The following is a 12,245-nucleotide window of genomic DNA, read 5'->3' as shown; positions in this document are numbered from 1 at the left end:
CAGCGGGCATGCATGCGTCTCACGTGCAGGAGGCGGCCGTCCTGTTCGGTCGCGATCAGCGCCAGCAGTCGGCGATCGACCCAGCCCTTGTAGACGTGGACCGTGCGCTGGCCGGGCGCGCCCGCGATGCGGTAGCTGATGGGCGTGCAGTGGTCGGGATCGATGCCGGACTCCTTGAGCATCGGCCGCACGGCGTCGGCCACCGCCTTGGCGGGCGCCGTCTCCGTGGGCAGGAGCCGGGGCAAGGACCGCGCCAGGTTGCGCCCCTCGCGCTCCAGGCGCTCGCGCCGCAGGCCGCGCACGCCGCGGTCCTCCACGGCGGCGAAGGCCTTGCGGAACGCCTTCGTGCGCGACAGCGCATGACCCGACCCCGCCACCGGCTGCAGCGACGGATCGCCCAGCAGGTAGAACTGGCCCAGCGTCTTGAGGTCCATCGGATCGAGGTGGGTGCGCTCGCCGGCGAATTTCTGACGGGCCTCGAGCAAGGCCCTTCCCAGCGAGGCGCCGGCCAGCACGCGCTGCAGGAAATACTGGCAGATCAGGTCGGCCGAGCCGTTGCCGTCGCTGGGGCCGTAGGCCACGGTGGTGCTGCCGAGGAAGCCGCAGGCGCCGTCGGCCAGGTAGCGCAGCGCCATCGGCCAGTCGCCGTCCGCCAGCGCCGGATCGAAGAGCTGCGCACCGTAGCAGCACTCCGCCGCGACGACGGTCCCGGCGGTCACGCGGTCGCGCAGCAGCGCCGAACGCATGGACACCGGGAAGTCCTCGCCGCGCTGGCCGTAGTACTCGGGCATGTCCTCGGCGCCGTGGCAGTTGATGAAGTGCATCCGCGGCGCCAGATCGGCCTTGGCCCACTTCGGGCCGCCGGGCGGCGACAGGTGCAGCCGGTCCGCGTTGCCGAAGGTGTTGGTCAGGCTGAGGCGCGTCGAGCCCTGCCAGACCTCGGCCGACAGGCCGAAGCTGTCGGCGAAGGCGTCGCGCGGCAGGCCCTTGTGGCGGGCGGCGGCGCGGATCAGCTGGAGCAGCAGGTCCGGTTTCGACGCGCCGGCCAGGTCGGGCAGCCGGCCGACGACGCGCGTCGGCCCGAGGAAGCGGTTGGGGTCGGTGGAATAGGCGGCCTCGCAGGCATACGGCAGGTCGCTGGGGACCAGCTTGTCCGAGTCACCGAGCTCGCCGCCGTGCGCCGGGTTCTTCAGCGGCACCATCGGCAGCACGTCGGGCCCGCCGAGCAGCACGAAGTAGTGCGGCAGGCGCGCATGGGCCAGCGCGTCGATGGCGCCTTTGAGCGACTTGGCGTCCGGCCGCGCCGGTACGGGCGCCACACCGTAGGGCTTCATCGCCGAGGCGAGGTCCACCGCCACGATCAGCGTGTCGACGCCGCGCCGCTTGTCCGCGCCGACCAGCGCCTTCAACGCCGCGTCGATCCTCGTGAGCGCCGCAGCGCCGTACTTGGCGCGCAGCGCGCCGCGATGAACGATCACCAGCTTGTCCATGGAGTTCCTCCTCGTCGGTCGTTCCGGTTCTCGGGCCGGAAGGGCTTGATCCTAGGCATCACCGGCCCGTGCGGCAATGCACAAGCGTGGGAGGCCTATGCCTGACTGTCATCAAGCGTGCACGCGGGCTCCGCAATATCCGCCCGCCATGCAAGCATCCGTAACACCTCCCCGCAAGACCGACCTGGCGCGCGAGATGCTCGCACCGGGACAGCGCCGGTTGCCGCCCGCGCTGCGCGCGCTGCTCATCACCGTCGACGGCAAGCGCAACGCCGAGGAGCTGCGCCAGCTCGGCCGCGGTCTCGGTCTGGGCGACGACGGCCTGACGCGCCTGGTCGACCAGGGCCTCGTCGAAGTGCCGGTCATCGTCGTGCCGCCTCCGGTGGCCGCGAGCACGCCGGTTCCTCCCGTCGTGACCGGCCTCGACGTCATCCACGAAGCCGAGGTGCTCGAAGCCGCCGCGCTGGCACGCGCCGCACAGGATCGGGCGCGCCGTCTCGTGTCGGCGAAGTTCTTCGGCCTCGACCTCGTCACCCGGATGCTGGCCGGCCGCGAGGGCGAGCTGCGGGATCTGGCCCGGCAGGCCGACACCGAGAGCCGCTTCCTGGAATGGGTCGATCTGTGCTGCGAGCGCATCGAGTCCGAGTCCGACGCCGAGCGCGCGGCGAAGTTCCGCGACAGCGTGGGTCGGACGCTGGCCGCCGGCTGAGCGTCGGCTGAGCGTCGGCTGAGCACGGGCGCAGCAAGGACGGCCCCTCGCCGACCGCTGCGCTCATGTCCATGTCAGCGCCGCCACGTACAGGTGGTTGACCTTGCGGTACTTGCGCAGCATCAGGCTGGCCGCCTCCATCGTGGCGCCGCTGTCGACGACGTCGTCGATCAGCAGCGCGTTCCACTGGCCCTGGTTGCGGACCTCGTCATGCAGGGAGAACGCGTTGACGAGGGCCTGCATCCTTTCCTCGCGCGTGGGGTAGTCCGTCAGCGGGCACGGCAGCGGCGACTTCAGCAGCAGCCGCTCGAACACGGGGACCCGCATCTGCAGCGCCAGTTCGCGCGCGACCAGCGACAGGGGCTGCCAGGCGCGCACGCGCGAGGGCGGCATCGGCACGATGAAGCCGACCGCGCCCAGCCGCGGGAGGATGAAGTTGCGCAGCGCGCGGGCGAGCGGCTCGGCCTGCGACTTGTCGCCGCGGTGCTTGAGCTGGAACAAGGCCTCGCCGACGTCGGTCCGGGTGTGATCGAAACGCGGCCGGCCTTCGCGGTCCTCGCCGAGGTAGACGCTGCTCAGCATCTGCTTGTCGAGCACGAAGCCCGCGGTCCAAGGACCCTCGATCTGTCGGAGGGAGACTTTCATCGAATCGCCTTTCGAACGTGGAAAGGCGTCTTGGTTGGCGGGGCGAACGGATGGTTCGAGATGCACTCGTCGCCCGCCCCGCGTCGGGACTGCATGACTCCGGGCGGGTTGATCGCCTATGCTGAAGCCTCGCCTGGTCCCGAAACCGATGCTCAGGAGTTGCGATGAAACCCACGCCTGCCGGCTGGCCGCGTCTGTCCAGCGCCGTGTTTTACGACAGCGCCGCCGAAGCGATCCCGTGGTTGTGCGCTGCCTTCGGGTTCGAGGTGCAGCTGCGGGTGGACGGGGACGACGGTTCGGTCGTTCACAGCCAGCTCACCTACGGGGAGGCGCTGATCATGGTCAGCGAGTGCGGCGGCGGCGAGCGCTCGGAGCGTTTCGGCATCCCGCTGCGCAGCCCCAAGGGCGTGGGCGGCGCCAACACGCAAAGCCTGATGGTGTACGTGGACGACGCTGCCGCGCATTGCGAGCACGCCCGCGCGGCGGGCGCCACCATCGTCTACGAACCGAAGATCCAGGACTACGGCCCCGAGTACTGGGCCGACAAGAGCTACGGCGTGCTGGACCTCGGCGGGCACCTGTGGTGGTTCGTGGAGCGGATCCGGGGCTGAACGTTCCTGCTCGGACGGGAGCGCGGCCCCCCTCTACGCGGGCTCCCGTCGACTCACCCCTTGCGCTTCGCCAGGATCGCCTTCCCCACGCGCGAGACGGGCGGCCGGCCCAGCACGCCGGAGATGAATGCGCCGGCATCGATCAGCTTGTCGATGTCGATGCCGGTCTCGATGCCCAGGCCGTTCAGCAGGAACACCACGTCCTCGGTCGCGACGTTGCCGGTCGCGCCCTTCGCGTACGGACAGCCGCCGAGACCGGCGACGCTCGCGTCGAAGGTGTGGATGCCCATCTCCAGGCAGGCGTAGATGTTGGTCAGCGCCTGGCCGTAGGTGTCATGGAAATGGCCGCTGACCTCGACCAGCGGGTAGTGCTTCAGCGCCCGCTCCATCGCGGCCTGCACCTTGCGCGGTGTGCCGACGCCGATCGTGTCGGCCACGCCGAGGTGGTCCACGCCGATGGCCTTCATCAGCTTCACGACGCGCTCGACTTCATCGGCCGAGACATCGCCCTGGTACGGGCAGCCGACCGAGCACGACAGCGCGCCGCGCACCTTGATGCCGGCCTCGTGCGCCGCGGCCACCACGGGCGCGAAGCGCTCGATGCTCTCCGCGATCGAGCAGTTGATGTTCTTCTGCGAGAAGGCCTCCGACGCCGCCGCGAAGACGACGATCTCGTCCGGCTTCGTCGGCAGCGCGCCTTCCAGGCCCTTCATGTTGGGCACCAGCACGCTGTACCGCACGCCGGGCCGGCGCTCGATCGCCGCCATCACCGCCGTGTTGTCGGCCATCTGCGGCACCCACTTCGGCGAGACGAAGCTGGTGACCTCGATCTCCTTCAGACCGGCGTCCTGCAGCAGCGAAACGAGCTTGGCCTTGTCGGCCGTGCCGACGTTCTCCTTCTCGTTCTGCAGGCCGTCGCGCGGGCCGACATCAACGAGCGTGACGCGGGTGGGCAATGTAGTCATCGCTTGATCCTCTGGCTGGGTGTCTGGCTTACTCCCTCTCCCGCTTGCGGGAGAGGGCGGGGGTGAGGACCAGCAGCCTCACGCCTGCAGCCGGAGCAGCTCGGCGCCATCACCGACCTGGTCCCCGATCGCGAACAGCAGTTCCGCCACCACGCCGTCGCGCGGCGCGGTGATGGTGTGTTCCATCTTCATCGCTTCCATCACCGCCAGCGGCTGACCTTTGGTGATCGCATCGCCCGGTTGGGCCAGGAAAGCCACCAGCTTGCCGGGCATCGGCGCGGTCAGCCGGCCGGCATCCGATTGCCCCTGGCCCGCGTGGGCGATCACGTCGACCTCGGTCACCAGCGCCGAGCCGTTCGCGCCGAACACCGCGACCTGCTCGCCGACCTTGTAGGTCGAGACAGTGACGCGACGCTCGTTCAGGTAGAGCTCATGACGCTCCGGCCCCGCCGAACGCAACGCCAACGCCATCGATTCGCCGCCGACGGTCAGCGACAGGCTGCCGTGGTGGTGACGCGCCAGCAGCACCTGGTGATGCTCGCCGTCGACATCCAGTTCGAAGCGGCGCTGCGCCGCGCCGAACATCCGCCAGCCGTCGCGACGGCTCCACGGATCGGCGGATTCAGTGAGCGCTTCTTCAGCCAGCGTGTGCGCCACGACGGCCGCCGCGGCTTCCGCCAGCGGCAGGCCCGGCTGGCCGAACAGCACGGCCTTTTCGCGCTCGATCAGCGCAGTGTCCAGATCCGCGTTCGTGAACGACGCCGTCGCCGCGCAGCGGCGCAGGAACGCGACGTTGGTGTGCAGCCCGACGATGTGCGTGTCGCGCAGCGACGCGTCCAGCAACGCCAGCGCCTGCTCGCGCGTCTCGCCCCAGACGATCAGCTTGGCGATCATCGAGTCGTAGAACGGACTGATCGCGTCGCCCTCGCCCACGCCGGAATCGATGCGCACGTCGGCGCGGCGGAAGGCCTCATGCGACGGCCAGCGCGCCACCGACAACGTCCCCGTCGCGGGCAGGAAACCGCCCTCCGGGTTCTCTGCGCAGATGCGGGCTTCGATCGCGTGGCCGTGCATGCGCAACTGGTCCTGCTTCAACGGCAGCGGCTCGCCGGCCGCCACGCGCAGCTGCCACTCGACCAGGTCCTGGCCGGTGATCGCCTCCGTCACCGGATGCTCGACCTGCAGCCGCGTGTTCATCTCCATGAAGTAGAAGCGGCCGTCCTGCTCGGCGATGAACTCGACGGTCCCCGCCCCCTGGTAGCCGACCGCCTTCGCGGCCGACACGGCGGCGGCGCCCATCTCGGCGCGGCGCTCTGCCGTCATGCCGGGCGCCGGCGCTTCCTCCAGCACCTTCTGATGCCGGCGCTGCACCGAGCAGTCGCGCTCGAACAGGTAGACGCAGTCGCCGTGGCTGTCGCCGAAGACCTGGATCTCGATGTGTCGCGGGCGCTGCACATAGCGCTCGATCAGCACCGCGTCGTCGCCGAAGCTGTTGATCGCCTCGCGCTTGCAGGACGCGAGCGCGGCGTCGAATTCCTCGTCCGCGTGAACGGCACGCATGCCCTTGCCGCCTCCGCCCGCGCTGGCCTTGATCAGCACCGGATAACCGATGCGATTGGCCTCGCGGCGCAGCAGCGCCGGATCCTGATCCGCGCCGTGATATCCCGGCACCAGCGGCACGCCGGCCTGCTCCATCAGACGCTTCGATTCGGCCTTCAAGCCCATCGCCTGGATCGCCGACGGCGGCGGGCCGATGAACACGAGGCCCGCGTCCGCGCAGGCCTGCGCGAACTCTTCGTTCTCGCTGAGGAAGCCATAGCCCGGGTGGACGGCCTGCGCGCCCGTGGCCTTGGCGGCCTCGAGGATGCGCTGCCACTGCAGGTAGCTGTCGCGCGGCGCGGGGCCGCCGATACGCACGGCCTCGTCGCAGGCCTGGACGTGGCGCGCATCCGCGTCCGCGTCGGAATAGACGGCGACGGTCTTCACGCCCAGACGGCGCGCCGTGGCGGCGACGCGGCAGGCGATTTCGCCGCGGTTGGCGATCAGGATCTTCTTGAACACGGGTGTCTCCTCATGTTTCGGGTCCTCGACGCGTCGCGGCTTGTGGCCGCTTCGCGCCGGGTGCGTCTGGACGCCGGCGCTTCGCCGTCGTCCGACGCGGCACGGCAGTCGTTGCCGCCGTGCTCGTCGGGTCGGTTCAGATCAATGGCGATGGCCGCAGGACGCCGCGGCGTCCTCGCCCACCGGCGCGCAGCCGGGCACGGTGTCAGCGCTGAGGTCGGCCTCGGTCGCGCAGTGCATGCCCAGACGGGCGATCAGTTGGCGGTCCTTCTCGGCCTGCGGGTTGCTGGTGGTCAGCAGCTTGTCGCCGTAGAACATGCTGTTCGCGCCGGCCAGGAAGCACAGCGACTGCATGGTCTCGGGCATCTCCTCGCGGCCGGCGGACAGGCGCACCATCGCGCGCGGCATCGTGATGCGGGCCACGGCGATCGTGCGGATGAACTCGAACGGGTCCAGCGCTTCCGTGCCCGCCAGCGGCGTGCCTTCGACCTGCACCAGGTTGTTGATGGGCACCGACTCCGGATACGGATCCAGGTTGGCCAGCTGCGCGATCAGGCCGGCGCGCTGGCGGCGGGTCTCGCCCATGCCGACGATGCCACCCGAGCACACCTTCAGGCCGACGCCGCGCACGCGCTCCAGCGTGTCCAGGCGGTCCTGGTAGGTGCGCGTCGTGATGATCTGGCCGTAGAACTCCGGCGAGGTGTCGAGGTTGTGGTTGTAGTAGTCCAGCCCCGCTTCACGCAGCTGCTCCGCCTGGCCGTCGCCCAGCATGCCGGCGGTCAGGCAGGTCTCCAGGCCCATGGCCTTGACCTCGGAGATCATCTCGCCGATGGCCTCCAGATGACGCTCCTTCGGCGAACGCCACGCGGCGCCCATGCAGAAGCGGGTCGCGCCGTTGGCCTTGGCGGCGCGGGCGGCTTCCATCACCTCCTGCAGCGGGATCAGCTTCTCGGCCTTCAGGCCGGTGTCGAAGTGGGCCGACTGCGGGCAGTACTTGCAGTCCTCCTCGCAGCCGCCGGTCTTGATCGACAGCAGCGTGGACAGCTGCACCGCGTTCGGATCGAAGTGCTCGCGGTGCACCTGCTGCGCGCGGAACAGCAGGTCGTTGAACGGCAGCTCGAACAGCGCGGCGATCTCGTTGACGGTCCAGGGCTTGGCGTTGCGACGTTGGTCGTCGGTGGTGGGCGTCAGCGTCTGGATCTGGTTGACGGTCTGCTTCATCGTCATGCTTTCAATGCGTTCAACAGCAGCGGCTGCTGCAGATGCGCGGCCACGGCCGCGGGAGAGGGATCGGGGAGCCGGGGCACATGGCCCCAGCACGGCACGCTCAAGCCCTGGTCGAGTCGGGCGTGCAAGGCGGCCAGATTGTCCGCCACATGGGGTTGATGGGGGTCGGCGGTGTTGGCGACCCAGCCGGCGAGCCGCAGGCCGCGCGCCAGAACGGCTTCGGCCGTCAGCAGCGCGTGGTTGATGCAGCCCAGCCGCAGTCCGACGACGAGCACCACCGGCATGGCCAGGTCGACGGCCAGGTCGGCGGTGTCCCAATCGTCGGTGAGCGGCACGCGGAAGCCGCCTACGCCTTCGATCAGCGCGAAGTCGCCTTTGGAGGCCGAGCGCCGGATGGCGGCCAGCAACGCGGTGCGGTCGATGGCGCGGCCTTCGAGCTTCGCGGCGATGTGCGGCGCGCAGGGCTCGCGGAACTGCAACGGGCCGACCTCGTCCATCGTCATGCCCTGCGTCTGCGCGGCATGCAGGAGGGCGACGTCCTCGTTGACCCAGACGCCGTCGGCGTTCTGCGTCTGTCCGGCGGCCAGCGACTTGATCGGCGTCACGTAGCGGCCCAGGCCGTCGAACGCGCGCGTCAGACCGGCGGTGATGCAGGTCTTGCCGATCTCGGTGTCGGTGCCGGTGATGAAGAAGCCGTGCAGCGGATGCATCGTGCTCATGCGCAGGCCTCCAGCGCCGCGACGAGGCGATCGACATCCGCCTCGGTGTGCGTCGCGCACAGCGTGATGCGCAGGCGCGCCTCGCCCTTGGGCACCGTCGGCGGACGGATGCCGGGCACGCGCAGGCCTTCGCGCTCCAGCGCGGCGGCGAGCGCCATCACCTCGGCGTTGCCGCCGACGATCAGCGGCTGGATCGGCGTCTGCGAATCGGCGAGCTTCCAGGTCAGCGTCGGATGGCGATCGAGCAGAGCCCCGATGCCTGCGCGCAAGCGCGCCTGCAAGGCGCGCAACGACGTGCGGCGTGCGCGACCGACCTCGCCGCGGATCAGCGCCAGACTGGTCAGCAGTGCGTGTTCCACCGCCGGCGGCGAGGCCGTCGAGAAGATGTAGTTGCGCGCCGCCTGCAGCAGGAAGTCGGTGATCGTCGCGTGCGCGACGACGAAGGCCCCCGCGAGTCCGGCCGCCTTGCCCAGCGTGCCGACGAGGATCAGCCGCTCGCTGCGCAGCTGGAAGTGCTCCAGAGAGCCCACGCCGTTGTCGCCGAGCACGCCCAGCCCGTGCGCGTCGTCGATGATCAGCCAGGCGTCGAATTCTTCGGCCGCGGCCAGCAATGCCGGGAGCGGCGCGATGTCGCCATCCATGCTGAAGACGGCATCGGTGACGATCAGCTTCACGCGCGCAGAACTGGCCGCGAGCTGCGCGCGCAGGTCCTCGACATCGCAATGCGCGTAGCGCGAGACCTTGGCTTTCGCCAGCCGCGTGCCGTCGATCAGCGAGGCGTGGTTCAGCGTCTCGCTGAAGATCTCCGCGTCGGCGTCGCCGAGCGCAGTCACCACCGCGAGGTTGGCCATGTAGCCGGTGCAGAAACCGATCGCCTTGGCGCTGGGGATATGCGGCTCGAACCAGCGGCCCAGCAGCGCCTCGACGTCGTGATGCGCGCGCGAATGGCCGCTCACCAGCGGCGACGCGCCGGAGCCGCCGCCGTAGACATGCGCGCCTTCGATCAGCGCATCGGCTACCGCGGGATGCGCGGCCAGGCCGAGGTAGTCGTTGCTGCAGAACATCGTCAGCTCGCGCGCGAGGCCGTCGGCGCCGCGCACCGTCTGGCGCGGCGCGGTACCGGTCTCGGCGATGCGGGTGAAGCGCGTCAGGTCCTGGGCACGGATCGCGTCCAGCTTGGCTTGCAGGTGATCAAGCAGCATGGAGCACCTCCGCCAGCGTCACGCTCACGGCGTTCGCGAGGAACTTCGCAGCCGCCTCATCGATCAGGTAGGGCGGCATCAGGTAGACGGTCTGGCCGATCGGCCGGATCAGCAGTTCATGCTTGCGCGCCGCGAGATGGAATTTCTCGGAGAAGCGCTCGACAGGCGTCGTCGTCTTCGGGTTGACGTCGAAGGCCAGGATCATCCCGCGCTGGCGCAGATGCGTCACGCGAGGATCGGCGGCCAGCGGCGCGAAGGCTTCGGTGAGCCACGCGGCCTGCTGCTGGTTGCGTTCGAGCTGGCCTGCGTCGAAGCGGTCCAGCACCGCGTTCGCGGCGGCGCACGCCAGCGGATTGCCGGTGTAGCTGTGCGAGTGCAGGAAACCGCGCGTCACGTCCTGCGACCAGAAGGCCTCGTAGACGTCGTCAGTCGTCAGCACCAGCGACAGCGGCATGGTGCCGCCGGTGATGCCCTTGGAGAGCAACAGGAAATCGGGCCAGTCGGTGTTCGAGGCCGGCGCTGTCTGCTCCCACGCGAAGAAGGTGCCAGTACGGCCGCAGCCGACGGCGATCTCGTCGGCGATCAGATGCACCTTGAATTCGGTGCACAGCGCACGCAGCGCCTTCAGGTAGCTCGGCGCGTACATCGACATGCCCGCGGCGCCCTGCACCAGTGGCTCGACGATGACGGCGGCGATGTGGTCGTGGCGCTCCGCGAGCAGCGCGCGCATCTCGTCGATGGCCTGCGCCTCGTTGCCCAGCCGCTGATCCGGCGACGTCACGATGTGGCTGCGCATCAGCAGCGGGTCGTAGGCGTCGCGGAAGATCGCCACGTCCGTGACGGCCAGCGCGCCGATCGTTTCGCCGTGATAGCCGTTCTTCAGGCAGACGAATTCGCGCTTGTCCGTCAGGCCGCGGTTGCGCCAGGAATGGAAGCTCTGCTTGAGCGCGATCTCGACCGCCGACGCGCCGTCGCTGCCGAAGAACAGATGCCCCAGCGCGCCGCCGGTGCGCGCGGACAGGCGCTCGGACAGGCGCACCGCCGGCTCGTGCGTGCAGCCTGCCAGCATCACGTGCGGCAGCGTGTCGAGTTGATGCTTGATCGCCTCGTTCAGGCCCCGGTCGGCGTGGCCGAACAGGTTGACCCACCACGAGCTGTTGGCGTCGAAATAACGCCGGCCCTCGTGGTCGAACAGCCAGGGACCTTGACCCCGGGCGATGGGCAGCGGCGGCACGTCCTGCGCACGCGCCATCTGCGTGCAGGGGTGCCAGACCGCCGCGAGGCTGCGGCGTTGCCAATCTTGTCGTACTGCTTCAGACATTCAGGAAAACTTTCAGGCCAGCCAGGAAGGCTTGCCTTTCGACAGGAAACTCTGCACGCCCTCGCGCCCTTCGGCGCTGGCGCGGATGTCGGCGATGCGGCGCGCGGTGTCGTCGCGCAGCGTCGCGGTGATCGGGGCGTGGGCGACGTCCTGGACGAGACGCTTGCAGGCGCGCACGGCCGCCGGTCCGTTCGCCAGCAGCGAGGCGACGAGCGCGTCGACCTTCGCATCCAGCGCCTCGGGATCGGCGGCCAGCTCATGGACCAGGCCCAGGCGATGCGCCTCGGCGGCGGTGAAGCGCTCGGCCGTCACGAAGTAGCGGCGCGAGGCCTGCTCGCCGAGCGCGCGCACGACGTAGGGCCCGATCGTCGCGGGCAGAAGGCCGAGCTTGGCCTCGGACAGGCAGAAGCCCGCGGACTCGGCCGCGACGACGATGTCGCAGACCGACACCAGCCCGACGCCGCCGGCGTAGACATCGCCCTGCACGCGCGCGATCACCGGCACCGGGCAGCTGTAGAGCGTCCACAGCATGTGGGCCAGGCGGCCGGCGTCGGCGTGGTTCTCGTCCCAGCTGTAGCCGGCCATCGCCTTCATCCAGTTCAGGTCGGCGCCGGCGCAGAAGGCCTTGCCCTCGGCGGCCAGCACGATCGCGCGCAGCGACGGGTCCTGGCCGAGCGCCTCGAACACCGCGGAGAGTTCGCCGATGACGGTGTCGTTGAAAGCGTTGCGGACATCGGGACGGTTCAGCGTGACGCGCGCGACCGCGTCGTTCGGACCGGTGCGTTCGACGCGCAGTGTCGTGGGAAGGAAGTCGTTCGTGGTCATGGCTTGCTCCAGACGATGGTCCGGTTGACGGCGTAGAGGCGGCAGCGCTCTTCGCCGTCGGTGAACTGGTCGCACAGGGCGAGCGCGCGCGACTGGGCGTCGTCGCCGTAGGCGTAGCCCCAGCGCGAGCCGTTGGTCGCGAAGGCGCGCGGCTCCTGCGCGGCGAGGAACTTGCGATAGCCGGTCGCGAGACGGTTCGAGGGCAGGCCCTGGACCTCGTCGCTCACGGCGGCCCCGCCGACCGGCGGCGGCAGCGCACCGGGGACGGGGAAGCCGAGCGGCTTCAGGAAGGCGTCGACGACCGGTTGCCAGAGGTCGTTGCCCCGCGCGAACAGCTGATGGCCGTCCTCGCCGAAAGCCGGCATCTCGCGCGTCTGCACCAGGCCGCCCGCCTCGCGGTAGGCCTCGGCCCAGCGGCGCTGATGCTGCGGCGCGAAGTAGCGGTCGTTCTCGGTGAAGACCCACAGCGT

General features: G+C 69.9%; 11 protein-coding genes and 1 pseudogene. 2 read left to right on the top strand and 10 right to left on the bottom strand.

Annotated elements, in window-relative coordinates; genetic code table 11:
- A partial coding sequence (locus VF536_RS21665) for a hypothetical protein (RefSeq protein ID WP_331616963.1) occupies positions 1–1,490 on the bottom strand: 1,490 nt, incomplete at its 3' end.
- A gap of 148 nt (positions 1,491–1,638) precedes the next feature.
- Between VF536_RS21665 and VF536_RS21660 the strand changes: the two genes are divergently transcribed.
- Positions 1,639–2,199 (top strand): hypothetical protein, encoded by a 561-nt coding sequence (locus VF536_RS21660; protein ID WP_331616962.1) that lies wholly within the window; start codon positions 1,639–1,641, stop codon positions 2,197–2,199.
- 63 nt (positions 2,200–2,262) lie between these two features.
- Here the strand turns inward: VF536_RS21660 and VF536_RS21655 are convergent, their stop codons facing one another.
- Positions 2,263–2,844 (bottom strand): ComF family protein, encoded by a 582-nt coding sequence (locus VF536_RS21655; RefSeq protein WP_331616961.1) that lies wholly within the window; start codon positions 2,842–2,844, stop codon positions 2,263–2,265.
- 164 nt (positions 2,845–3,008) lie between these two features.
- Here VF536_RS21655 and VF536_RS21650 point away from each other — a divergent pair, with 164 nt between their 5' ends.
- Positions 3,009–3,455, top strand: a complete 447-nt coding sequence (locus VF536_RS21650) for a VOC family protein (protein ID WP_331616960.1) — start codon at positions 3,009–3,011, stop codon at positions 3,453–3,455.
- A gap of 53 nt (positions 3,456–3,508) precedes the next feature.
- Here VF536_RS21650 and VF536_RS21645 read toward each other — a convergent pair whose 3' ends face one another.
- The 8 genes and pseudogenes from VF536_RS21645 to VF536_RS21610 all read right to left on the bottom strand — a co-directional run.
- Positions 3,509–4,420, bottom strand: coding sequence for a hydroxymethylglutaryl-CoA lyase (locus VF536_RS21645; protein ID WP_331616959.1), 912 nt, complete (start codon positions 4,418–4,420; stop codon positions 3,509–3,511).
- A gap of 78 nt (positions 4,421–4,498) precedes the next feature.
- Positions 4,499–6,481: an acetyl/propionyl/methylcrotonyl-CoA carboxylase subunit alpha gene (locus VF536_RS21640; protein WP_331616958.1), complete on the bottom strand. Its 1,983-nt coding sequence runs from the start codon at positions 6,479–6,481 to the stop codon at positions 4,499–4,501.
- A 141-nt stretch (positions 6,482–6,622) separates the two neighbouring features.
- Complete coding sequence (gene bioB, locus VF536_RS21635; RefSeq protein ID WP_414710427.1) at positions 6,623–7,708, bottom strand: biotin synthase BioB; 1,086 nt, start codon at positions 7,706–7,708, stop codon at positions 6,623–6,625.
- Positions 7,705–8,427, bottom strand: coding sequence for a dethiobiotin synthase (bioD, locus tag VF536_RS21630; RefSeq protein ID WP_331616956.1), 723 nt, complete (start codon positions 8,425–8,427; stop codon positions 7,705–7,707). Before bioD ends, bioB begins: the two co-directional genes overlap by 4 nt.
- Positions 8,424–9,629: an 8-amino-7-oxononanoate synthase gene (gene bioF / locus VF536_RS21625; protein ID WP_331616955.1), complete on the bottom strand. Its 1,206-nt coding sequence runs from the start codon at positions 9,627–9,629 to the stop codon at positions 8,424–8,426. Before bioF ends, bioD begins: the two co-directional genes overlap by 4 nt.
- Positions 9,619–10,950: an adenosylmethionine--8-amino-7-oxononanoate transaminase gene (bioA, locus tag VF536_RS21620; RefSeq protein WP_331616954.1), complete on the bottom strand. Its 1,332-nt coding sequence runs from the start codon at positions 10,948–10,950 to the stop codon at positions 9,619–9,621. Before bioA ends, bioF begins: the two co-directional genes overlap by 11 nt.
- 12 nt (positions 10,951–10,962) lie before the next feature.
- A complete protein-coding gene (locus VF536_RS21615; protein WP_331616953.1) occupies positions 10,963–11,775 on the bottom strand; it encodes an enoyl-CoA hydratase/isomerase family protein in 813 nt (270 codons plus the stop codon).
- A pseudogene (locus tag VF536_RS21610) lies at positions 11,772–12,245 on the bottom strand (hypothetical protein); the annotation flags it as partial. The pseudogene VF536_RS21610 and the gene VF536_RS21615, both read right to left, overlap by 4 nt.

This window comes from Roseateles sp., from assembly GCF_036486225.1.
Taxonomy (GTDB): domain Bacteria; phylum Pseudomonadota; class Gammaproteobacteria; order Burkholderiales; family Burkholderiaceae_C; genus Roseateles.
The sequence above is the reverse complement of the archived record's forward strand: the minus strand, read 5'-3'. Positions and strand labels throughout refer to the sequence as shown.

Bases quoted from the DNA above. Each gene is read 5' to 3' on its own strand.
- VF536_RS21660 (WP_331616962.1), top strand. From the start codon at position 1,639: ATGCAAGCATCCGTAACACCTCCCCGCAAGACCGACCTGGCGCGCGAG.
- VF536_RS21655 (WP_331616961.1), bottom strand. From the start codon at position 2,844: ATGAAAGTCTCCCTCCGACAGATCGAGGGTCCTTGGACCGCGGGCTTC.
- VF536_RS21650 (WP_331616960.1), top strand. From the start codon at position 3,009: ATGAAACCCACGCCTGCCGGCTGGCCGCGTCTGTCCAGCGCCGTGTTT.
- VF536_RS21645 (WP_331616959.1), bottom strand. From the start codon at position 4,420: ATGACTACATTGCCCACCCGCGTCACGCTCGTTGATGTCGGCCCGCGC.
- bioB (WP_414710427.1), bottom strand. From the start codon at position 7,708: ATGACGATGAAGCAGACCGTCAACCAGATCCAGACGCTGACGCCCACC.
- bioD (WP_331616956.1), bottom strand. From the start codon at position 8,427: ATGAGCACGATGCATCCGCTGCACGGCTTCTTCATCACCGGCACCGAC.
- bioF (WP_331616955.1), bottom strand. From the start codon at position 9,629: ATGCTGCTTGATCACCTGCAAGCCAAGCTGGACGCGATCCGTGCCCAG.
- bioA (WP_331616954.1), bottom strand. From the start codon at position 10,950: ATGTCTGAAGCAGTACGACAAGATTGGCAACGCCGCAGCCTCGCGGCG.
- VF536_RS21615 (WP_331616953.1), bottom strand. From the start codon at position 11,775: ATGACCACGAACGACTTCCTTCCCACGACACTGCGCGTCGAACGCACC.